The 20,612-nt window shown below is 70.8% G+C and carries 19 protein-coding genes; 11 read left to right on the top strand and 8 right to left on the bottom strand.

Annotation, left to right across the window (positions count from 1 at the left end; all coding sequences use genetic code 11):
- Window positions 1-51: 51 nt before the first annotated feature.
- From RDV84_RS04010 to RDV84_RS03990, 5 genes are all read right to left on the bottom strand, one after another.
- On the bottom strand, window positions 52-2,193 hold the full coding sequence (locus tag RDV84_RS04010; protein ID WP_309152549.1) for a M13 family metallopeptidase: 2,142 nt from the start codon (window positions 2,191-2,193) through the stop codon (window positions 52-54).
- Between the two features lie 496 nt (window positions 2,194-2,689).
- Complete coding sequence (locus RDV84_RS04005; protein ID WP_158229968.1) at window positions 2,690-3,403, bottom strand: AHH domain-containing protein; 714 nt, start codon at window positions 3,401-3,403, stop codon at window positions 2,690-2,692.
- A 477-nt stretch (window positions 3,404-3,880) separates the two neighbouring features.
- Complete coding sequence (locus tag RDV84_RS04000) at window positions 3,881-4,447, bottom strand: hypothetical protein (protein ID WP_309152548.1); 567 nt, start codon at window positions 4,445-4,447, stop codon at window positions 3,881-3,883.
- A 59-nt stretch (window positions 4,448-4,506) separates the two neighbouring features.
- Complete coding sequence (locus tag RDV84_RS03995; RefSeq protein ID WP_309152547.1) at window positions 4,507-5,010, bottom strand: hypothetical protein; 504 nt, start codon at window positions 5,008-5,010, stop codon at window positions 4,507-4,509.
- Window positions 5,011-5,203: 193 nt separating this feature from the next.
- Window positions 5,204-6,013: a hypothetical protein gene (locus RDV84_RS03990; RefSeq protein WP_309152546.1), complete on the bottom strand. Its 810-nt coding sequence runs from the start codon at window positions 6,011-6,013 to the stop codon at window positions 5,204-5,206.
- A 296-nt stretch (window positions 6,014-6,309) separates the two neighbouring features.
- On the opposite strand from RDV84_RS03990, the gene RDV84_RS03985 reads away from it, so the two are divergent.
- The 6 genes from RDV84_RS03985 (at window position 6,310) to RDV84_RS03960 (ending at window position 12,219) form a co-directional block, all read left to right on the top strand.
- Complete coding sequence (locus tag RDV84_RS03985) at window positions 6,310-7,380, top strand: AI-2E family transporter (RefSeq protein ID WP_309152545.1); 1,071 nt, start codon at window positions 6,310-6,312, stop codon at window positions 7,378-7,380.
- 240 nt (window positions 7,381-7,620) lie between these two features.
- Window positions 7,621-8,307 (top strand): transposase, encoded by a 687-nt coding sequence (locus RDV84_RS03980; RefSeq protein ID WP_309152544.1) that lies wholly within the window; start codon window positions 7,621-7,623, stop codon window positions 8,305-8,307.
- A 290-nt stretch (window positions 8,308-8,597) separates the two neighbouring features.
- Window positions 8,598-9,134: a fimbrial protein gene (locus RDV84_RS03975; protein WP_057946068.1), complete on the top strand. Its 537-nt coding sequence runs from the start codon at window positions 8,598-8,600 to the stop codon at window positions 9,132-9,134.
- A 97-nt stretch (window positions 9,135-9,231) separates the two neighbouring features.
- Window positions 9,232-11,034, top strand: a complete 1,803-nt coding sequence (locus RDV84_RS03970; protein ID WP_309152543.1) for a S8 family serine peptidase — start codon at window positions 9,232-9,234, stop codon at window positions 11,032-11,034.
- Between the two features lie 2 nt (window positions 11,035-11,036).
- On the top strand, window positions 11,037-11,627 hold the full coding sequence (locus RDV84_RS03965; protein ID WP_309152542.1) for a hypothetical protein: 591 nt from the start codon (window positions 11,037-11,039) through the stop codon (window positions 11,625-11,627).
- A 244-nt stretch (window positions 11,628-11,871) separates the two neighbouring features.
- Window positions 11,872-12,219 carry a transposase gene (locus tag RDV84_RS03960; protein WP_309152541.1) on the top strand — a complete coding sequence of 116 codons (348 nt, stop codon included), beginning with the start codon at window positions 11,872-11,874 and terminating at the stop codon, window positions 12,217-12,219.
- Between the two features lie 131 nt (window positions 12,220-12,350).
- Here RDV84_RS03960 and RDV84_RS03955 read toward each other — a convergent pair whose 3' ends face one another.
- Entirely contained in the window at window positions 12,351-13,823 is a 1,473-nt protein-coding gene (locus RDV84_RS03955) for a hypothetical protein (RefSeq protein ID WP_309152540.1), read from the bottom strand.
- Between the two features lie 466 nt (window positions 13,824-14,289).
- Here RDV84_RS03955 and RDV84_RS03950 point away from each other — a divergent pair, with 466 nt between their 5' ends.
- From RDV84_RS03950 to lepB, 4 genes are all read left to right on the top strand, one after another.
- On the top strand, window positions 14,290-14,742 hold the full coding sequence (locus RDV84_RS03950) for a hypothetical protein (RefSeq protein WP_309152539.1): 453 nt from the start codon (window positions 14,290-14,292) through the stop codon (window positions 14,740-14,742).
- 553 nt (window positions 14,743-15,295) lie between these two features.
- Complete coding sequence (locus RDV84_RS03945) at window positions 15,296-16,447, top strand: carbohydrate-binding protein (protein ID WP_309152538.1); 1,152 nt, start codon at window positions 15,296-15,298, stop codon at window positions 16,445-16,447.
- Window positions 16,448-16,696: 249 nt separating this feature from the next.
- Window positions 16,697-17,383 (top strand): class I SAM-dependent methyltransferase, encoded by a 687-nt coding sequence (locus RDV84_RS03940; RefSeq protein ID WP_309152537.1) that lies wholly within the window; start codon window positions 16,697-16,699, stop codon window positions 17,381-17,383.
- A 157-nt stretch (window positions 17,384-17,540) separates the two neighbouring features.
- Entirely contained in the window at window positions 17,541-18,209 is a 669-nt protein-coding gene (lepB, locus tag RDV84_RS03935) for a signal peptidase I (protein WP_309152536.1), read from the top strand.
- Between the two features lie 66 nt (window positions 18,210-18,275).
- Here lepB and RDV84_RS03930 read toward each other — a convergent pair whose 3' ends face one another.
- On the bottom strand, window positions 18,276-18,854 hold the full coding sequence (locus RDV84_RS03930; protein ID WP_158229869.1) for an RICIN domain-containing protein: 579 nt from the start codon (window positions 18,852-18,854) through the stop codon (window positions 18,276-18,278).
- 271 nt (window positions 18,855-19,125) lie between these two features.
- Window positions 19,126-19,527 carry a RidA family protein gene (locus RDV84_RS03925; protein ID WP_309152535.1) on the bottom strand — a complete coding sequence of 134 codons (402 nt, stop codon included), beginning with the start codon at window positions 19,525-19,527 and terminating at the stop codon, window positions 19,126-19,128.
- Window positions 19,528-19,640: 113 nt separating this feature from the next.
- On the opposite strand from RDV84_RS03925, the gene RDV84_RS03920 reads away from it, so the two are divergent.
- The gene (locus tag RDV84_RS03920) at window positions 19,641-20,600 is read left to right on the top strand and encodes a LysR family transcriptional regulator (RefSeq protein WP_309152534.1); all 960 of its coding nucleotides are present in this window, start codon (window positions 19,641-19,643) and stop codon (window positions 20,598-20,600) included.
- Window positions 20,601-20,612: the final 12 nt, after the last annotated feature.

Raw genomic sequence — 20,612 nt, 5'->3', positions numbered from 1 at the left:
GCCGGCGGCCGCCGAGCGCACGGACGCGTCCGCGTCCGCGCGCGCGACGCATCACCAGATCTTGATCCGCTGCTCCGGCGCCAGATACAGCGCCTCGCCCGGCTTGGCGCCCCAGGCGTCGTACCACGCGTCGATGTTGCGCACGGTCTGCGCGCGCTGCGCGGCCGGGGCGTGGCCGTCGGTGAGGATGCGCTGGCGCAGGGCGGCGTCGCGGATCTTGCTGCGCCAGGTCTGGCCGAACGCGAGGAAGAAGCGCTGGTCGCCGCTGAGGCCGTCGATCACCGGCGCATCCTTGCCGCCGAGCGACTTGCGGTAGGCCATGTAGGCGATGGTCAGGCCGGAGACGTCGGCGATGTTCTCGCCGGAGGTCAGCTTGCCGTTGACGTGCAGGCCCGGCAGCGGCTCGTAGGCGCTGTACTGCGCGGCGAGCTTCTGCGTGGCTTCGGCGAAGTGCTTGCTGTCTTCCGGCGTCCACCAGTTGTGCAGTTTGCCCTGGCCGTCGAATTCGGCGCCGGTGTCGTCGAAACCGTGGCTGATCTCGTGGCCGATCACCGCGCCGATCGCGCCGTAGTTCGCGGCCGGGTCGGCGTCGGGATCGAAGAACGGCTTGTCGAGGATCGCCGCGGGGAAGTTCATCGCGTTCTGCAGCGGCAGCTGCACCGCATTGACGGTCTGCGGGGTCATCCACCATTCGCCGGCGTCGACCGGCTGGCCGAGCTTGCCGATCTGGTGGCGGTATTCCTGCAGTTCCGCACGCAGGCGGTTGCCGAGCGCGTCGTCGGCGCGGATCTCCAGCTTGGCGTAATCGCGCCAGCGCTCGGGATAGCCGACGCCGACCCGCATCGACTTGGCCTTCTCGCGCGCCTTGGCCTTGGTCTGCGCCGACATCCACGCCAGCGAGTCCACGCGTTCGTCGAACGCGGCGAGGATGTTGTGCACCATCTCCTCGACCTTGGCCTTGGACGAGGCCGGGAAGTATTTCTCCGCGTACAGCTTGCCGACCGCGTCGCCGAGCGCGGCGCTGGTCGCGTCGAGCGCGCGCTTGCCGCGCTCGCGCGCCTGCGGGGTGCCGGCCAGGGTGGTGCCGTGGAAACCGAACGCCAGATCGGTATAGGCCTTGGGCAGTTCGCCGGGGCCGCGCAGGGGTTCGTTCCAGGCGGCGTGGTCGAGCGCGTGGAAGGTCAGGTAGTCCTGCCACGCCGGCAGCGGTTCGCTGCCGACCAGGCGGGCGATGCCGGCGATCGCGCCGGGCTGCCAGGCGACGACGGTTTTCTGCGCCGACAGTCCGGCCGCGTCGAAGAACGCGGTCCAGTCGATGCCCGGCGCGCGCTGCGCGAACGCGGCGGCCGGCCACGGGTTGTTCGACTTGTGCACGTTCTGCGAATCGATCACCGGCGCGTGCGCCTTGGCGATCTTGGTTTCCAGCGCGAGGATCGCCTTGGCCTTGGTGTCGGCGTCGGCGACGCCGGCCTGCTTCAACAGCGCGGCGATGTAGGTTTCGTAGGCGGCGCGGGTCGCTGCCATGTCCTTGTCCTGCGACAGGTAGTACTCGCGGTCGGGCATGCCCAGGCCGCCCTGCATCAAGGTGGCGACGTAGGCCGCCTCGTCCAGGCTCTTGGCGACGAACACGCCGAACAGGTTGTCGGTGTGGAAGTTGGTCGCGTTGAGCGGATCGGTATCGGCGCGCACGCCGGCGCCGAGCACGCGCGAGAGGTCGGCGCGCGAGGCGATGGCCTTGATCGAATCCAGTTGCGGTTGCAGCGACTGAAGGCCGCGCTTCTCGATCCCGGCCTCGTCCATGTAGGCGGCGTGGAAGTCGGCGATGCGGCGCGCGTCGCTGCCGTCGGCGGGCTTGCTCGCGGCCAATTGCGCGATCAGTTCGGCGTTGCGCTTCTCCGCGGTTTCCAGCAGCACGGTGAACGCGCCGTAGTTGGAGCGGTCGGCGGGAATCTCGAAGTTCTTGCGCCAGCCGCCGTTGGCGAAGGCGTCGAAGTCGTCGCCGGGCTTCACCGACTTGTCCATGCCGGCGAGATCGACGCCCGACACCGGCGTCGCCGCTGCGGCGGGCGCCGCGGCCGCGGGCTTGGCGGGCTCGGGCGCGGACGCTTCGTTGCCGGCCGGCTTGCACGCGGCGAGGCCGCCGGCGAGCGCCAGCGCCAAGCCGAAGGAGAGGAGGTTGGGACGCAGGGACATGGGCGTGATTCCGTGGCGGAAGCATAGGGACGCGGCCGACGGGCGCTTGCCGGCGTCTCGCCGCCGCCGGTGCGGGCGGCGCTGGACCGGCGGTCGGCGCGCGGCCGGTCGCGGGGAACGGGGAACGAGGAGCGGGCCGACAGGCGACGGCCTTCGAATAGCCGGCGCATTGTGCGCCAGCCGGTCCCGGGGCTGGAAGTGCGTGAAGTCCGCGGGCCTTTTGCCGGCGCGCGCGCGACCGGCGGCCGGCGGCGCGGTGGCGGCCGCGATGGCGGCCGCCACGGTCGTGGCATGACGACGCGGTAGCGCTGCCGCGCAGGCGACGATCATGGGCGCCGCGGCGAAACCGACAGACCCGGCAAAACGCGGGCCTGCCGATCCCCGTCCCGATGTCGCGGCGGTGCGAGGATCGGCGAACGTCGCCGCGGAGCGCCGGCGAGGGGACGTTCGGGAGCGTCGGGTCGACTTCGACCCATCGCGCCCGCGAGCCGCGCGTTCAGTCGCCGTCGGAATCCTGCGACAGATCGCAGAAGCCGCCCTGGGCATCGCACAGGTTCGGATACCACTTGCTGGCGGTGCCCTTCTCGATCTCCGGCCGCATCTCGGAGATCACGCTGTCGACCAGCTTCTTGATGTTGTCCGCTTGGGTCAGGTCGAGCTTGCAGTCCTGGCCGTCGTTCTTCTTCTTCATGTAGCGGGCTTCGATCTCGGCGCTGTACTTGATGTGGCTGCCGCGATGGATCGGCAGTGGCGTGGCCATCGCGCTCTGGGTGACGGCGTCGGATGGCAGCGCGATCAGGTTGGCCGCGCTGTCGGAACTCCAGACCTGGTTGAGCGGGGTCTTGTACGCATCGGGCAGCGCCCGCACCTGCGCCATCGGAAACACGTGATGGGCCTGCATCTTGTCGTTGACGCTCAGGCCGAGCAAAGACCTGCGCCGGTCGCCGTTGGTCATGAGGTTGGGATAGCTCTGCAGGCCCGCGTTCTGCTCGGAATCGCCGAGCGGGCCGACGTGCGCGCGCGGGTGCGGCGAGGCGGCTTCGCGGTCGAGGGCCGCTCGTTCGGCTTCGAGCAGGTTCAACGGCGAGGGATCGCCGGTGGCGGGCCAGTCTGCGCAGTTCACTTGCGCCGAGGCGGTCGCGCACGCCATCGACAGGGCGAGCGCGGCCAGCGCGGTGGCGGTCTTGCGGGGTGGGGGAATGAGGCGCATGTGATCTCCTTTCACATAGGGTCGATGGCGAGCCGGGGCATCGGCTCTGGCGGCGGACCGGCATCGATTTACGCTTGCGGCGCATGCATCGCGGCGCCGATCGCAGGATGCGATCGGTCCGCGGTCATGCATTGCATTGCGTCGTGCTGCGCATGCGCCGCGATGCGCGATGCCGTCCGGCCATTCGTTATCGGCAAGCGCGCGGGAAATGGCAACGACGTAGTTCACTCATTGGCGATCGGCATCATGAAGATCGTGACTGTCATGACGTGGCGCGCGGATTCAGGCACGCAGGCGATGTTCGCTTCGCGTTGTCTTCATCGAGCTGAAGACGCGGTGGCCCACGCGAGGGTCGCGACATCGCGGTGCGCAACCATGGCCTCGCTTCACCTTGCAACGCGGGGCGTCGGTCTGCAGACGCGCGCCCGCAGTCAGGTCCGTCAATTCGTTGCGATGAGCAAACGCGGCGCGCGGCGCTCAACGCGCGGCGCGCGGGCGATTCGTGCGCGGTTGCGCTTGCCGCAGGCGCATCGGCTCGTACGGCGTCCAGTCCACGCACATCAAGGTGAAGTCCTGGTCGGCCGGCACCAGCGTCGGGCCTTGAGTGGCGGCGAAGGTGCGCACGGTGTAGACGATGTTGGCGTCGTAGTCCGGGCCAACGGTGTCGGAGTACTGGCTGGGCTTGATGCTGGGCTGCATGGAGATGCTTGAGGCCTGCGCGGCGCCGTCGCTGAGGCTGGCGTTGCAGATGCCTTGGGTGAACGAGTAAGTGTAAACCCCGGATTCCTCGTCGATCTCCGAGTCCAGCGGATAGCCGACGCTGACCCGGTAGACGCCGGGAGCGACGCGTACGGAAGACGAGCCGGCGTAGCAGTCCGCGCCGTAGCGATAGGCCCGCAGCGAGCCGTCGGCATTGATGTACGCGGCGCATTTGGCGTGCGCGAGCGGCGCGGCGATGGTCGCGGCGACAAGAACGGCGAGCGCGGCCCGGGCGCGAAGTCCGCGGCCGGTGCGTCGCGTCGATGGCGTCGATGGAGTGTTCATGCGCGTGAGGCTCCTCGCCGAAGCGGCGGCAGCGCCGGCTCGCCGGCCGATGCCCGCCATCAGTTGATGCAGAGCATCGAGAAATCTAGGTCGGCCGGGACCAGGGTCGGGCCCGTGCCGGCGGCGAAGGTGCGCACCGTGTAGGTGACGCGGCCGTTGTGCGTCGACGGGACCGGCTGCGGCGACATGGGCGGCTTGAAGTCCGGAACCATTTTCACGCTGGCCGCGCCGGCGTGCTCGCTGCCGGCGCTGATCGTGCAGATGCCGGGGTGGAACGTGCGGATCGGCGCGCCGGTGGCCGGATCGGTGTCGTCCATGAGCGGATAACTCACTCCGACCGTATAGACCCCGGTGGCGATGCGCGTGGGCCAGCCGATCCAGCAGTCGCCTTCGCCGCGTACCGCCTGGACGGTGCCGTCGGCGTTGATATAAGCGTTGCAGGTGCCGTATGCGGACGCGAGCGCCGGCATCAGCGCGGCCAGTGCGAGGCCGCATGCGGCGTAGCGGCGAAGCGCGGCGGCGGTGTCGCGCTTCGGCCCGGGTGCGGCGTGCGTGGTTTTCATGCGCGCGGATCTCCCATCGATATCGCCGCATCGACGGCGTCGGCGCGGCCACCAAGGTGCGCGGCGATCATGGTCGCGGGCGTTGCCCGTGTCTGTGATCGAGCGCCTCGTTGTCCGCGGCGGATTGCGCGTTCTGGGAGGCCGCTCGCCGTTTCTCGGCGCGTGCCGATACGACAACGCAGCCGCGGCGATATCAGTCCGGCACGACCTGATGGATCTCGAACCAGTCGTCGAACTCGTTGTCCTGCGCGGTCGGGAAATCCGCGGGCAGGTCGGTCAGCAGCTCGCCGCCGGTGGCGTTGTCCGCCGGCAACACGTGGCGGTCGTACATCGGCGTCGGCAGCGCGGGCAGGCGCAGGTCCGAGGAAAACGACGCCACCGGCTGGATCGGATAGCTGTCCATGTTCTTCAGCGCCTGCAGCGGCGTTCGATCGACGGGCTTGTCGATGCGCACCGCGCGCCAGTCGATGCGGATGAATTCCGGCGCGTAGGCGTACAGGTGCGCGTCGTCGGTCTCGGACGGATCGGACAACGGGTTCTTCGACGCGCGCACGCAGTAGTACACGCCGTACCAGTGATCGCGCTGGGCCTGTTCCTCGTAGCGGCGGCAGGCGTCGAGGTAGTTGTCGATGTATTGCTCGACGGTGGCGTGGTTGGGATTGGCGATGGTGGTCAGCGGCACCAGGTTGCGCCAGGTGTCGCCGCGCCCGTGCCAGCGGCCGTTGACCAGATGGCCGCGGATCCAGCCCGGCGGGCGGTCGCCGACGAAGGTGTCGGGCGGGCCGCCGGCGAGCACGCGGTCCCACGGCGCGCCGCCCACCGACGGATAGTTGGTCTGCTGCGCGTCGGGCATCTTGAGGTCCGGTCCCAGCACCGCCGCCGCCCAGCTCGCGCCGAAGTCGGCGATCTGGCGCCGGGCGAGCGCGCCTGCGCCGGCGCGGATGTTGAGGAAGATCGGCGTGTTCGGGCTCCAGCGCTTGCGGTCGTAGACGATGCGGCTCATGGCGTCACCTGGGGTGTGTGCGATCGGCCCGGCGGGCGATCGGTGCGGCGCTACCTGCGCGGGAAACGGCGCGCGGCCCGCGTCGTCCCGCGCAGCGTCGCGGAGCGAGGGCGCCGCGGCGGGGCGCCGGATGGGCCGGCACAGGGAAAACGCGCGCGGCGTCGCGGCGTGAAAGCGGCCGGGTCCGGCGCCGCCGGTGTCGGGCGCGGGCGGCGGGGCGATGGGCGCCGCTCGCGGCGGGGTGACAGCGCGAAGCCCGCCACTACAATGCCGCATCGCACCCCCGGAACGCCGCAATGGAACCCCACGTCGATCCTGCCGCGGCACCCGGCCCCGGCGCCGTTTCCACGCTTGCGGCGACGTCGCTGAGAGCGCCGCCGGCGCGCATCGCGGCCTGGCTGTTCGCCGCGGCGGCGCTGTTCCTGGTGCTGAAGTTCGGCCTGCTCAGCGCGCTGCTGTCGGGGTTGCTGGTGTTCCAGCTGGTGCATACGCTCGCGCGCCTGGCCGACCGGCGGATCAAGGGGCAGTGGGCGCGGCTGTTCGCGGTGATGCTGATCGCGGCGCTGGTGGTCGGCGGCCTGACCCTGGCGACCCTGGGCCTGATCGCGTTCTTCCGCGCCGACACCGGCGGCGAGCAGGCGCTGCTGGCGCGGCTGATGGACGTCATCGACGCCTCGCGCGCGCAGGTGCCGGCCTGGGCCCAGCCCTACCTGCCGGAAGACCTCAGCGACCTGCAGCGCGCGCTGAGCGCGTGGCTGGACGAGCACCGCGGCGAGTTGAGCCTGGTCGGCGCCGAAGCGGTGCAGCTGGGCGCGCGGCTGGTGATCGGCATGGTGCTCGGCGCGATGATCGCGCTGCAGGACGAACTGCAGCCGCTCAAGCTCGGTCCGCTGGGCTCGGAAATGCTGGCGCGCGCCGCGCGCCTGTCCGACGCGTTCCGCCGGGTGGTGTTCGCGCAGATCAAGATCTCCGCGCTCAACACCGCGTTCACCGCGGCCTTCCTGCTGATCGTGCTGCCGTTGTTCGGCGTGCACCTGCCGATGGCCAAGACCCTGGTGGTGCTGACCTTCGTGGTCGGGCTGCTGCCGGTGGTCGGCAACCTGATCTCCAACACCCTGATCACCGTGGCCGGTCTGTCGGTGTCGGTCTACGTCGCCGCGGCGGCGCTGCTGTATCTGGTGCTGATCCACAAACTCGAATACTTCCTCAACGCGCGCATCGTCGGCGGCGAGATCCAGGCGCGCGCATGGGAGCTGCTGCTGGCGATGCTGATGATGGAAGCCTTGTTCGGCATGCCGGGGCTGGTGGCCGCGCCGATCTACTACGCCTACCTCAAGCGCGAACTGGTCGAGCAAGGCTGGATCTGAGGCCGCGCGGGCCGCGCCCGCGCCGTTGATCTGCGACGCGGCACCGAACAGCCGGGCCGCGCGGCTCGCGCCTGCGCGCGCAGGCGGTTGCATCCGAAACGAACCGATGCGCGTTGGGTCCATCGCGCGGCGACGCGTGCGCGGCCGACGTCATCGCGGTCCGCGCAGCGTGCGCGGGAGCGCTGCGAATCGCCAAGGCGTTCAGTTTCTGTTTCGCAAAAACGCCTTGTATCGAGTGGGGTGTCGCGGAGAAAAAACGTTCTGGATATTAGACGGGTCGCATTTTCTGTGACCTACGTCGCTGGTACGCGCGGCCCGGTCGGCGGCGCCAGTTCATCGCGTTGCGCCGGCCGCACGATCCGTGCGGCGCGGCCGCAAGGAGAAGCAGTGAATCCGAAAGCGCTCATCGCAGCGAGGGCGGTGCGGACCGGCGCGGCCGCGCCGCGCGCATTCGCGGACGAATCGGCGGGAGGTCGGATGTTGGCGGCGGCGCGTTCGCGCGCGAGCGGCGACGATCATCCGCATCCGCGCTCGGCACAGACGCGGACCCGGCTCGACGACGCGCAGTGGCGGGCCATCGCCGCGCGCCTGCCGCCGACGTTGACCCGGCGCGCGCAACGCAACGCCCCTCGCTATCGGCGCTTCGTCGAGGACGTGCTGCAGGTCGCCGCCGGCGACCTGCGCTGGCGCGAACTGGAGCCGAACGCGGGCAGCTGGCGCACGGTGTACATGCGTTTCCTGCGCTGGTGCGAGGACGGCGTGTGGGACGGCGTGATCGATGCGTTGCAGGCCGAGCCGGAGCTGGCCCGGGCGCTGCGCCGGCGCGTGGACGAGCATCGGCGCGCGAGCGGACGGCGCCGGCAGACCGCGGCGCCGAAGACCGACGCCGCCGCGCGCGCGCACCGACGCGGCGACCGCGCGCGCTGACGCGCGGGCCGGCGCGTTCATGTACCGCCGCGCAAGCCGGCGCATCCACGCGCCGCCGCGCAAGCCGGCGCATCCACGCGCCGCCGCGCAGCGCGGCGCGAAATGTTACCCGGAATACATTTGCATCCCGATGGTGGGGAGCGAGCGGAGCCGGCGCGTTTCTAATGAGGACGACGCGCGCTTCGCCGGCGCGAGTGGTCCGGGCCGCGCACGCGGCACCGTCCCGACCAACGCCGACGCGCGCCGCGATGCGCGGCCGCGGCGCGGACCCAATCCCCTGGAGATCAGCAATGAAGCGTGCTTCCGCAATCGCGTTCGCCCTCGCCCTGGCCGTGCCCGGCGCGTGTTTCGCCGCCGACGGCACCGTCCACTTCGAAGGCTCGGTGATCGCGCCGACCTGCGTGCTCACCAACGGGCCGTCGCCGGCCGACATCCGGGTCAAGCTGCCCGCGGTCGCGGTGTCGGCGCTGTCGGCCGCCGGCGAAGTCGCCGGCCGCACGCCCTTCATCATCCGCGTCGCCGACTGCGATGCCAGCACCACCCAGATCCAGACCTTCTTCGAGCCGGGTCCGACCATCAACACCAGCAACAACAACCTGACCCTGCAGGGCGGCGCCGGCACCGCCGGCAACGTCGAGCTGCAGGTGCTCAACGCCGATTACTCGCAGGTGCTGCTCGGCAATCCGCTGGCGCTGCAGAACAGCCAGCAGGTCGCGGTCGATACCGGCGGCGCCGCGCTGCGCTATTACGCGCAGTATTTCGCGACCGGCGCGGCGACCGCCGGCTCGGCGAACAGCAGCGTCACCTTCACCATGATCTACCAGTAAGTCCCCCATCCCATCTGCGTGCCGCCGACGACGGCCGGAGCGACGCTCCGGCCGCGACGGGCGCGGCATGTCCGGAACAACCCGAGGAGTTGGCGGTATGCGACAAGATTGGAAGAAGCAGACGGCGCTGTGCGTGGCCACCCTGGCCGCGCTGTCGGCCGGCGCGGCGCAGGCGCAGCAGGGCGACCCGCTGTATCGGTATCAGTGGCACCTGATGAACTACGGCCAGGCGGTGATCGGCGATACCCGGCCGGTCTCGGGCATCGACATCGGCATCGACGACCTGCACGACTACAACATCCGCGGCAAGGGCGTGATCGTCGGCGTGCTGGATCGCGGCATCGAGATCGCCCACCCCGACATCGCCGCGAACATGGTCCCCAACGGGTCGTGGAACTTCATCAACCAGACCCACGACACCACCCCGACCAACGGACAAGCGCATGGCATGGCCGTCGGCGGCATCATCGGCGCGGTCGGCTGGAACGGCATCGGCGTGCGCGGCGTGGCGCCGAGCGCGCGGCTTAAGAGCTTCAACTTCCTCGATGCCGGCGGTTCCAACGACCAGGTCCGCTATGCGTGGTGGGATGGCGCGCTGGCCAAGGACCAGGACGTGTCCAACAACAGCTGGGGGCCGGGCTTTCCGATCTTCCTGCCGACGATCTCCGAGAACGAGCTGGCGGCCTGGGAGAACCCGATGTCGGCCACCCGCGGCGGACGCGGCGTGGTGTACGTCAAGGCGGCGGGCAACAGCTTCAGCTACGTGGGCGGGTCGTCGTTCCGCAACGGCGAAAACCTGTGCGCCGCGAACCGCCCGGCGGTCGGCTGCAGCCAGTCGATCTTCGCCAGGGAATCCAACTTCTTCAACGTCATCACCGTGGCCGCGGTCAATGCCGCCGGCAGGCGCTCCAGCTACTCCACGCCCGGCGCGTCGATCTGGGTCTCGGGCCTGGGCGGCGAGTACGGCTGGGAACGCGCGACCCTGGCTGCCCAGCAGACCACGCCGGAGGACCAGGCGGCGCTGGCGCGGTTGTCGGCGGTGAACTTCGACCCTGCGATCATGACCACCGACCTGTCCGGCTGCGCCCTGGGCTACAACACCAATCAGGTCCGGCCGGCGACGACGTGGTCGCACGACAACGTCAACCGCCTGGAGTCCGACCAGTCGGCGATCGACAACACCTGCAACTACGCCGCGACCATGAACGGCACCTCGGCCGCGTCGCCGACCGTCAGCGGCGTGGTCGCGTTGATGCTGCAGGCCAATCCCAAGCTGAGCTTCCGCGACGTCAAGTACATCCTCGCCACCACCGCGCGCCAGATCGATCCGCAACAGGCGCCGGTCGTCGACGCCGCCGGCAACGTGCTCGCGGCGGGCTGGACGGTCAACGCCGCTGGACGTCCCTTCAGCGCCTGGTACGGCTTCGGCCTGGCCGACGCGACGATGGCGGTGACCCGCGCCACCGGCTTCAAATCGCTCGGGACGTTGCTCGACAGCGGCTGGCAGCGCGCGGCGCTGGCCCAGGCGCAGCCGATCGGCAACACCGCGGCGCCGGCGCGCGCGACCATCCGCATCGCCGGCGGCGCCGCGCGCATCGAAGGCGTGCAGATCGGCTTCGACACCAGCGCGCCGGCCCGCAACGCGTATCCGTATGTCGCCACGACCGTGCGGATCACCTTGATCTCGCCGAGCGGAACGCGCGCGATCGTGCTGCCGCCGGGATCGCTGCCGGTCAACGACGGCGGCACCCTGAGCGCGTCGCTGGCGTCGGTCAACGCCTTCCTCGACGAACCCGGCAACGGCGACTGGACGCTGGAAGTCGCCGACACCGCGTTGGCGGCGGGTGCCGCCGCCAACGCCAACCTGTCTTCGTTCAAGATCCGAGTCCTGGGGCGCTGAACATGAAAATCCAAACCCAAACCTTGTACGGCGCGCTGCTGGCCGTCGCGTTCGCACCGGCCCTGGCCCAGAACGCCGCCTCGCCGGCCGAACTGACCCAGGCGGCGACCGGCCCGGCGTTCACGGTCGGCTCGACCGAGTTCCGCCTGGCGCCTTCGGCGGTGGTGCGCCCGGCCGACCCCAGCGCCGCTAGCGCGGGCATCGGCCTGCCCACCGCCGGCTACACCGTGGACCTGCCGGCGAAAGCCACGGCCGCGCGCGCGCAGGCGCAGTCGACCAGCAACCCAGGCGGGCTGGTCGCCGCGGCGCCCGCGGGCGGCGGCGAGAATCTCGCCGTCGCGGTGTCCGCTTCGGGCGGCACGGTGATCGTCAAGCCCGAGCTCGACGTCTACATCACCCACATCGGCGTGGTCGATGCCCTGGTCAAGGACAGCGGCGGCACGCTGCTGTACTCCTCCGACATCGGCGGCAAGGCGACCATCGGCTTCGGCTCGGTGGATCAGGCGATGGCGGCGCGCGAGCGGATCCTGGGTCGCGCGGGCGTCAAGGACGTGGCCCCGGTCTTGCTCGAACAGCGCCAGGTCGCCTGGTAAGGCGCCTTCCGCGGCGCCGGCCGTAAGCCCGGCGCCGCGATGAAGGCAAGGCGTTCGCGGCGCGCCGGCGACGGCCCGCGCATCGGTCGTGGTGCGCGGGTTCTCGACGGCGCGGCGCGTGCGCGCGGCGAAGAGATCGATCGAAATGCATTCTCCGATCCCAATGCATGGCCCGCTCGAAAAGCCGGGCGAAGCGCGGGCCGCGGCGCGCGCGCCGGCCGACGATGAGGCCGGATTCGTGCGCTTGAGCGAACACGAGTGGGCTCAGTTCGTCGAGGTCGCCCGCACCCTGATCCAACTGCGCCCGGCCGAAGAGGACAACACCCGCCGCTTCGTCGAGGCGGTGTTGACGGTGATGTCCGGCCGGCGCTTCTGGGCGCAGCTGCCGAGCGAACGCTTCGGCAAATGGTATCTGCACCATCACCGCAACCTGCGCTGGCTGGAACGCGGGGTGTGGCTGGCGCTGGCGCAGCGCGGCGCGTTCGGGTCCGAACGTTCGCGGCAGATGATCGGGTTCGTCGAGCGCCAGCGCGCGAGCCTGCAGCGCCAGCGCGCGCGCAGGCGGGCGCGGCTGTTGTCGAAGGACGGTTGAATCGCGGCGCCCGCGCGGGACACGGCGCGGGACAACGGCGGTTGCGGCGTGCCGGCGTTGTCGCGACCGCGCTGCCAGGCCTCGCGACATCGAGCGTATGCGTTGAGCGCGGCGGCGAGAGCCGCCGGCGTTCAGCACGGCAGGTTGCACGAACTCGCGCAGTACGCGGCCTTCTGCGCGCGCGAGTAGAACGTCGACACGCAAAAGCCGTTCGCGACCCAGGCGCCGCAGCGACTGTGCTTGTCGTGGCAGGCCGGCATCGGATTGGGCAACTGCAGCCCGGGATAGCCGCCTTCGGCCGCGTCGGCGTCCGCGCGCGCCGTGTTCGCGGCGTGCGCCCTCGCGCCGCGCCGGGACATGCCCGCTTCGGCCGGGCCGATGCGATACGCCTGCCGATAACCGGAAGCGGTCGTGGACACGCCGACGATCCAGGCGCCGTTCGGGCTCATCGCCGCGGGCAGGTTGGTGTGGCCGCCGAGCGTGCCGAGATCGCGCATGTCGTCCTCCGGCGTCCACGAGAACGCGATCTGCGCGCCCTGCGCGGTCTCGGTCATGCCGAGGATGCGGCCGTCGTCGGCGATCTGGCGCGCGTAGGCCTGGCTGCCGCCGAGCAGGCCGAGGTCGAGGCCGTCCTCGTGCGCCGGCGCATCGGCCGGCGCCCAGACGAAGCTGCGCGCGCGGCCGTCGCTGGCGATGTAGTTGCCGGCGACCAAGCCGGCGGCGTTGATGTCGGCGGCGAACACCTGCTGGCCCTGCGCGGCTTCGCGCGGCAGGCCGCGCAGCAGCGCCGGCGCGGCCAGCGTCGGCAGCCAGCGCACCGCGGCCATGTCGCCGGCCGCATCCTCGCAGGTACCGGCGATGTGGCCGGACGCGGCCACCGCGACGGCGATGCAGCCGCCGCCGCTGGCGATGCCGGGCAGCATCGCGACGCCGTATCCGCCCAGCGCGTTCGGCGTCCAGCGCACCGCGACCGTACCGCCCTGGCGCAGATCGCAACTGCCGACCGCGACCGGCGCGGGCGCCGGGTCCAGCGCCATGACCCGGCATTGGGTCACCGGCGACAGCAGCGGCGGCAGCATTCCGGGCACCGGCAACGCGGTGGCGGCGGTGCGGTCGCTTTTCCAGATCACCGGGAAGTCGCGGCCGCCGGGACTGGTGCTGACGCCGACGACGGCGCCGGCCGGGTTGATCGCCGTCGCCATCGCGCGGTCGTCGCCGATGCGGCCGTTCAACAGTTGCGGCGCGGCCGCCGGCAGCGACGGCGTGCGCCACGCCACCGGCCGCCGTTCGCCGGCGTCGCCGAGTTCGCAATTGCCGGCGATCTGCCCGTCGCGGGCGATGCCCAGCGCTTCGCAGACGCCGTCGAGTTGCAGTCCGCGCAGCGGCAACGCCACGACGCTGCCGGCGGCCCAATAGGTCGGCAGGAAATCGCCGGCGGCGTTGCGGCATTGGCCGGCGGCCGCGCCGCTGTCGTTGACGCTGGCGGCGGTGCAGGCGCCGCCGCCGAGACCGCCCAGCGCGGTCGGCGCGGCCTGCGCGGCGGGGATGGCTAGCGCGGCCAGCAGCGCGGTTTGCAGGAACGGATGCGAGGCGAATCGGCGCATGGACGTTGCTCCAGCGAAGCGGTTGCGGGAGACGAAACGGGGCGGTGCCCGCGGGTGCTGCGGAACGATCCTAGTCGGCGTCTGTGCGGGCGCTCGAAAGCGCATCACAAGGTGAGGGTGGGTGAGGGCGCGAAGGCGGGCCGCGCTCGGCGACGTGTTCGCGCCGTGACGGTTGCTCGCGTACGAGGCGCGGCTTCGTCGCGGTGCGGCAACGCGGATGCGCACGCATGACGCGCCCGCTTCGCGCGCAGCGTCGAAACCGACGCGATCCGCCATGCGTTGTGCTCGCGCTCAGCAGGCGGCGCCGCGCCCGGCCGTCGCCGCATCTGCGAACGATTCAGCCTCGCCGGGGCTTTTTCGCGCCGCGCTAACGCCGGCCGCTCCAGTTTGTAGCGGTACGCATTCGAACGCGCCCTACGGCGGGCGCCCACTACGGCTTCGACCGGTTCATTCAAGGAGAAACGGCATGACCATGCGCATTGCAGGCATCGCAGCTCTGGCGTTCGCGTTGGCCGGCGCTTTCGCCGCCCAACCGGCCCGCGCCGCTGGCGCCGAGACCAAGTGCCACATGACCTTCGACACTTCGGGCTGGGCGGTCATCTACAAGCACATCAACGGCAGCGGCCGCGTCACCTGCGACAACGGCGAGACCGCCAAGGTCAAGATCCACGTCCGCGGCGCCGGCCTGACCGCGGGCAAGTACAGCATCGAGAACGGCAAGGGCGAGTTCACCAAGCTCAACAGCATCAGCGAGATCTACGGCACCTACGTCACCGCCGGCGCCAACGCGGGCGTGGTCAAGAGCGCGGAAGGCCTGGTCATGACCAAGGGCCAGGTGTCGCTGGCGGTGAGCGGCACCGGCCGCGGCTTCAATCTCGGCGTCGATGTGAGCGGCTTCGAGATCGTGCGCGCCAAGTAAATCCGGCGCGCATCTCCGGCGACGCGGCCGCGCTGGCTGCCTCGCCGATCGCAGCAACCAGGGCGCCGCGAGGCGCCCTGGTCGTTTGCGGTGTGCGAGCGCGGGATCGCGCTCGGCGCGCGCCGTCGCGCCTTGCGTCGGATCGCCGTCGTTGCGCGGTGGGCGCCGGCCGGCCGCGGCGAATACTGTATCCGCGCCGGCCGTGCGCTGGCGCGCGTTTGTTTCAACGCCCGCGTCCGCGGCTGGCGCGCACGGCGATATTGCCCAGCAACATCGCCGGGTGCCCAGCCCAATCGCCTTCACGCCGCGAGCGTGCGCGCGTCACGCATCGGCGCGAAAAGCGCCGAAGTGGCGGCCCGGCGCGCGCGCGCGGCCTTGCGCTCGCCTAGGATCGGAGCGCCTCCAGCGCGCCCGGGACAGCGTCGCCGGAGGAAGGCGGGAACCGCCATCGCGAATCCTTCCGGTGTGTTCGTGCGCCGCACAGCGTTGCGGCGCGCGGCTGCGTCGTGTCCCGCCTGTGTGGGGTGTCCTCCACCCCGCAAGGAGAAGAGCCATGAAACAGCTGATGCGGGTCGCCGCATTCCTGGTCGCGTCCCTGTTCGCCGGCGGCGCCTGGGCGCAGAACTGGCAATTGGTCTGGAGCGACGAGTTCAACGGTTCGATCGGGCCGGACTGGGTGTTCGAGACCGGCAACGGATCGGGCGGCTGGGGCAACAACGAACTCGAATACTATCGGCGCGAGAACGCCGGCATCGAGAACAACGCGCTGGTGATCACCGCCAAGCGCGAGGACTTCGGCGGCTTCCGCTACACCTCGTCGCGGATGAAGACCCAGGGCATCCGCAACTTCCGCTACGGCAAGATCGAAGCGCGCATGCGGCTGCCGTCGTTCATGGGCGCGTGGCCGGCGTTCTGGGCGCTGGGCTCGAACCTGCCGCAGGTCGGCTGGCCCGATTCGGGTGAGATCGACATCATGGAGCACGTCAACAACGAAGACCGCACCTACGGGACGATCCACTGGCGCGACCACAACGGCAACTACGCCCAGTACGGCGGCAACACGCCGGTCAACGTCGCCGACTGGCACGTCTACGCGATCGAGTGGGACGCCAACGCGATCCGCTGGTACGTCGACGGCAACAAGTTCCACGAGGCCAGCATCCAGGGCAGCGTCAACGGCACCGAGGAATTCCACCGCGACTTCTTCTTGCTGCTGAACTTCGCCATCGGCGGCAACTGGCCCGGCTTCAACGTCGACGAGAGCAAGCTGCCGGCGAAGATGCACGTGGACTACGTGCGCGTGTACAGCGGCGGCGGCAGCAACCCGGGCCCGAGCACGACGCTGGAAGCGGAGAACTTCAGCGCGCAGAACGGCGTGCAGGTCGAGGCGTGCTCGGAAGGCGGCTACAACGTCGGCTGGATCGAGGCCGGCGATTGGATGGCCTACAACAACGTCAACTTCCCCAGCAGCGGCAGCTACCGGATCGAGTACCGCGTCGCCAGCCCCGGCGGCGGCGCGCTGTCGGCGGATCTCAACGCCGGCGCCACCGTGCTCGGACAGTTGAACGTGCCGGCGACCGGCGGTTGGCAGAACTGGACCACGGTGTCGCACACGGTCAACGTCAACGCCGGCACCTACAACTTCGGCGTGTTCGTCCAGCAGGGCGGCTGGAACATCAACTGGATCCGCATCACCAAGCTGTAAGCGCGACGCGCTAGCGCAGCCAGCGCAACGGGCGCCGCCGAGGCGGCGCCCGTTGTCGCGCGCGCGGATCAATCCCGGGGAACGCGGCGGACGAAATACAGCAGTCACGGGAACGGCGGATGAGGCAGGTGCGCATCGCCCTGAGTCGGCTGCATCGGGGCTCAAGCCCCCCGGAACGCCCTGCGTGCGTTATCGTAACTTTTGTGGTTACATGTAGTTTCCGGCCCGGGCCGAAACTCCTGCACGCGCATGAATACCCCCGATTCCGCGTTTTCCGATGCCGCCGCCGTGGCCGGCTATGCCGAACGCACCGCGCGCCTGGTTCCCGGCCTACGCGACCTGCAGCGCATGGCCGCGCTGCTGCTGGCCGAGCGCGCGCCGGCCCAGGCGCGGGTGATGGTGCTCGGCGCCGGCGGCGGGCTGGAGCTGAAGGTGTTCGCCCAGGCGCAGCCGCAGTGGCGCTTCGACGGCATCGATCCGTCGGCGGAAATGCTGCGGCTGGCGCGCGCGGCGCTGGGGCCGCTGGCCGCGCGCGTGGCGTGGCACGAAGGCTATGTCGACACCGCGCCGACCGGGCCGTTCGACGCGGCGGCCTGCCTGCTGACCCTGCATTTCCTGGCCGAGGACGAACGCCGCCGCACCGTCGCCGAAGTCCATCGCCGGCTCGCGCCGGGCGCGCCGTTCGTCGTCGCCCACCACAGCTTCCCCAACCAGGACCCGGCGATGGACCGCTGGCTGGCGCGCAACGCCGCGTTCGCGATCGCCAACGGCGTCGCCCCGGCGCAGGCGCTGGGCGGCATCGAGGCGTTCAAGCAGCGCCTGCCGGTGTTGCCGCCGGCCGTCGACGAAGCGATCTTGCGCGAGGCCGGTTTCGCCGACGTCGAGTTGTTCTATGCCGGGCTCACGTTCAAGGGCTGGGTCGGCTACAAGGCCTGAGTACACGAGGTAGCAGCCGAACGCCGCAACCGGCCTCGGGTATCCTGCATCGCGACACGCACGAGGCCGGGAGCCGCGCGATGCACAAGCCAGCGCCCGCCAGCGGGCCCGATGCGCACGCCGTTGCGGCGGATGCAGCGTTCGCACAAGGACAGGCATGAATCCGAAACCCGAGCGCGCGCGCCCGGCGCCGTGGATCGCGCCGCTGGCGTACGGCGTTTTCGGCCTGGTCGCGGCCGGCGCGCTGGCGTTCGCGCTGGCGCTGGCGCCGTTCCAGGCGCGGCACCTGCTGGCGAACCTGTCGATGTCGCCGACCATCGAGGCCAGCGACAGCTTCCTGGTTTCGCGCCTGGCCTACCTGCGTTCGCCGCCGCGGCGGGGCGACGTCGTCGTCTTCGTCGTCGCCCCGCGCGCCAACGGCAAGCGCTACTACGCCGCGCGCATCGTCGGCGTGCCCGGCGACCGGGTGCAGATGATCGCCAGCCGCCTGCATCTCAACGGCCGCGCGGTCGCGCGCGAGCCGGTGGCGCCGCCGGGTTCGCCCGAAGCCGATTCGCCGGGCTATCGCAACAGCTTCCGCGAGCGCCTGCCCGACGGCGCGAGCTACGAAATCTACGACGCGTTCGACGATGCCCCCGGCGACGACACCGCGGCCTATCCGGTCCCGCACGGCTGCTACTTCGTGCTCGGCGACAACCGCGACAACGCGGTCGACAGCCGCGATGCGCGCACCATCGGCTGCGTGCCGCGCGAGGCCATCGTCGGCCAGGCGACCTACATCTACGATGCGGTCTGGCGGCCGCGGGTGGGGCGCAAGATCCGCTGAGCGGCGGATGCGCCTCGCGCATCGCGCCGCTCCGGCCGGCGCGCGCTGCACCGGCCGAAGCGGGAATCACAGGGTCATGCGCCAGGCCCGGTGCGGGTTGGGCACTTCGGTGAAATCGCAGGCGTATTGCTTGAGCCCGCTGCCGTTGTGGCCGGGCGCGGCGTCGACATAGCGCGAGATCACGCACAGGTTGCTGTAGTTGCTCTTGATCACCCGCCGGTCGTATGGCGCGCCGTTGTTGAGCAGCACCCATTGCTGGGTGATCGAGCCGTTACAGGTCGCCTGCTGCAGGCCGATGCCGGCCGCGGTGGAGACCGATTGCAGGTCCAGGCACAGGCCGCTCTTGACGTTGACCAGCCGCGCGATCGCCGCGGCGTTGTCGCCCTGGCGCGAGGACACGCCGATCATCTGGGTCTCCCATTGCTGGCTGGGGTCGCCGCCGCAGGTCCACAGATACACGGTGGCGCCCGGCGCGGTCGAACCGCCCGCGGCGCTGAAGCAGTAGCCGCCGATGTTGGCCTGGGGGCTGGCCATCGCGATGACGGTGGAAGCACCCGCGACCGCGTCCTGGCCGAGGCCGGCGCAGGCGAGCAGGGTGGTGGCCAGGGCGAGCGCGGCGCGGCGCGCGCAGAATCCGTCGGTCATGTCGGTCTCCGTTGACAGTGAGTGAGGCGGCGGCCTGGCGGCGCGCCGCTGTTTTCTCACTCGGGAAACGGCATGGGAACGGCTCATGCGCGCGGGCGCGGGACTGGGATCGGCGACGTCGGCGCGGCGCGCTTCGATGGTGCGCGCATCGATTGTGCGTGCTTCGACGGGACATGCGTCGATGCGGCGCGCCGCGATGCGGATCGCCTCGTTGCCGGTGCGGCGTATCGGAGTTAAGGCGCGGCGGATGGTTCTTCGCGGCGGTTGGGGTTTACCCAGCGCCTTCGGGGAGGCGCGCAATTATCTTGATCTCGAAGTCGAACCCGGCCAGCCAGTTCACTCCGATCGCGGTCCAGTTCGGATACGGCGGCTCGCCCATGACCTGCAGGCGCACCTGCTGGATCGTGTCGAATTGTCGCTGCGGATCGGTGTGGAAGGTGGTGACGTCGACGATATCGTCGAACGTGCAGCCGGCGGCGGCGAGCACCGCGGTGAGGTTGTCGAAGGCCAGTCGCACCTGCGCGGCGAAGTCGGGCTCTGGCGAGCCGTCCTCGCGACTGCCGACCTGGCCGGAGACGAACAGGAAGCCGCCGCTGCGGATCGCCGGCGAGTAGCGGTGCTGGCGATAGAGGTCGTGGCGGGTGGCGGGAAAGACGGCGTCGCGTCGGGACATGCTGCGGTTCCAGTGGGGGAGGGGCGCTGCGCGGGGCTTGCCAGCAGGCTGCAGCGCGGCCACTGTAATTCGTGCGATCCGCGGCGATAATCGTCGCCGGAACCAATTGACTCATGCATCCCATGCACGAACGCAACGGCAGCGAACTGCAGCAGATCGAAGCCTTCGCCGCGGTCGCCGAACACGGCGGCTTCGCCGCGGCGGCGCGCGCGCTCGGCCGCGACGCCTCGGTGGTGTCGCGGCGCATCGATGCGCTGGAGGCGCGGCTGGGCGTGCGCCTGCTCGCGCGCACCACCCGGCGCGTGGCCTTGACCGAGGTCGGCGCGACCTACCTGCAGCGGGTGCAGGCGATCCTGGGCGAACTGTCGGCGGCCGACATCGAGGCGCGCGAAGCCGCGGCAGCGCCGCAGGGCCTGCTGCGGCTGGCGTTGCCGGCGGCGTTCGCGCAGCGCTGGATCGCGCCGTGGCTGCCGCGGTTCCTGGCCGCTTATCCGAAGCTGCGGCTGGAGCTGTCGCACAGCGATCGTTTCATCGATCTGGTCGCCGACGGTTTCGACGCGGCGGTGCGCATCGGCGAGCTCGCCGACAGCCGGCTGGTCGCGCGGCGCCTGGCCGGGTTCGAGACGATGCTGTGCGCGGCGCCGTCCTACCTCGCCCGCGCCGGCCATCCGCAGCGGCCGGACGAACTCCAGCGCCACGCCTGCCTGGGCATGCCCAAGGCGCGGTTCTGGCCGGAGTGGAAGCTGATCAAGGGCAAGCAGCGCAGCGTCCAGCGCATCGACGCGGCGATCGTCTCCGACGACGGCGAGGGCCTGTTGGCCGCGTGCATCGAGGGCGCCGGCATCCTGCCCGCGCCGCAGTGGCTGGTCGGGTGCGAACTCGCGCAGGGACGGCTGACGCGGGTGCTGCCGCAGTGGCGCATGGACTACGACGGCGCGATCCACGTGGTGCTGCCGCCGGGACGGCTGGTGCCGGCGAAGACGCGCGCGTTCGTGGACTGGCTGGCGCGCGAGTTCGAGCCGCAACCGCCGTGGTTGCGCGCGCCGCGCGCGCGCGGACGACGCAAGGCGTGAGCCTGCGCGCGC

Origin of the sequence: Lysobacter yananisis (assembly GCF_031199375.1) — a bacterium.
GTDB classification, from domain to species: domain Bacteria; phylum Pseudomonadota; class Gammaproteobacteria; order Xanthomonadales; family Xanthomonadaceae; genus Lysobacter; species Lysobacter yananisis.
This window is presented reverse-complemented; position numbering and strand designations above follow the sequence as displayed.

Excerpts from the sequence above, each read along its gene's own strand:
- RDV84_RS03950 (WP_309152539.1), top strand. The coding sequence starts at position 14,290 with ATGACCATGCGCATTGCAGGCATCGCAGCTCTGGCGTTCGCGTTGGCC.
- lepB (WP_309152536.1), top strand. The coding sequence starts at position 17,541 with ATGAATCCGAAACCCGAGCGCGCGCGCCCGGCGCCGTGGATCGCGCCG.
- RDV84_RS03945 (WP_309152538.1), top strand. The coding sequence starts at position 15,296 with ATGAAACAGCTGATGCGGGTCGCCGCATTCCTGGTCGCGTCCCTGTTC.
- RDV84_RS04005 (WP_158229968.1), bottom strand. The coding sequence starts at position 3,403 with ATGCGCCTCATTCCCCCACCCCGCAAGACCGCCACCGCGCTGGCCGCG.
- RDV84_RS03985 (WP_309152545.1), top strand. The coding sequence starts at position 6,310 with ATGGAACCCCACGTCGATCCTGCCGCGGCACCCGGCCCCGGCGCCGTT.
- RDV84_RS03930 (WP_158229869.1), bottom strand. The coding sequence starts at position 18,854 with ATGACCGACGGATTCTGCGCGCGCCGCGCCGCGCTCGCCCTGGCCACC.
- RDV84_RS04010 (WP_309152549.1), bottom strand. The coding sequence starts at position 2,193 with ATGTCCCTGCGTCCCAACCTCCTCTCCTTCGGCTTGGCGCTGGCGCTC.
- RDV84_RS03965 (WP_309152542.1), top strand. The coding sequence starts at position 11,037 with ATGAAAATCCAAACCCAAACCTTGTACGGCGCGCTGCTGGCCGTCGCG.
- RDV84_RS03920 (WP_309152534.1), top strand. The coding sequence starts at position 19,641 with ATGCATCCCATGCACGAACGCAACGGCAGCGAACTGCAGCAGATCGAA.
- RDV84_RS03995 (WP_309152547.1), bottom strand. The coding sequence starts at position 5,010 with ATGAAAACCACGCACGCCGCACCCGGGCCGAAGCGCGACACCGCCGCC.
- RDV84_RS03990 (WP_309152546.1), bottom strand. The coding sequence starts at position 6,013 with ATGAGCCGCATCGTCTACGACCGCAAGCGCTGGAGCCCGAACACGCCG.
- RDV84_RS03970 (WP_309152543.1), top strand. The coding sequence starts at position 9,232 with ATGCGACAAGATTGGAAGAAGCAGACGGCGCTGTGCGTGGCCACCCTG.
- RDV84_RS03925 (WP_309152535.1), bottom strand. The coding sequence starts at position 19,527 with ATGTCCCGACGCGACGCCGTCTTTCCCGCCACCCGCCACGACCTCTAT.
- RDV84_RS04000 (WP_309152548.1), bottom strand. The coding sequence starts at position 4,447 with ATGAACACTCCATCGACGCCATCGACGCGACGCACCGGCCGCGGACTT.
- RDV84_RS03955 (WP_309152540.1), bottom strand. The coding sequence starts at position 13,823 with ATGCGCCGATTCGCCTCGCATCCGTTCCTGCAAACCGCGCTGCTGGCC.
- RDV84_RS03975 (WP_057946068.1), top strand. The coding sequence starts at position 8,598 with ATGAAGCGTGCTTCCGCAATCGCGTTCGCCCTCGCCCTGGCCGTGCCC.
- RDV84_RS03940 (WP_309152537.1), top strand. The coding sequence starts at position 16,697 with ATGAATACCCCCGATTCCGCGTTTTCCGATGCCGCCGCCGTGGCCGGC.